Here is a 277-nt window from a genome sequence, read left to right on the forward strand (position 1 = left end):
TATCTAGAGCATAACGACACTGTAACTGGCGAGCAGTTAAACTATAAAATTCCTTTAAATTGGCAGCCATGGTTTTTAAAGGTAAAAGCTATATTTGCTAAAAATACTCAGCTGGTCGAATCCCTACAGAACGTTAATAAAGATTTAGATAAAAAATTGCAGCTACAGTCTGAAAAACTAACCAGCAGCTACGAAGCCAAAGAGCGTCATTTAGCTTTACTTAATACTGTACTTAATAACGTTCCTGACTTTATTTATTTTAAAAGTATTGATGGCT

The 277-nt window shown here is 33.6% G+C and carries 1 protein-coding gene; it reads left to right on the forward strand.

The genetic code is table 11. The features are described from left to right. Window positions 1-277 (forward strand): hypothetical protein (locus RAD10_RS41750; RefSeq protein ID WP_461622013.1); only part of this gene is annotated, 277 nt, incomplete at both ends.

It is taken from the genome of Bradyrhizobium sp. 23AC (genome assembly GCF_054863025.1).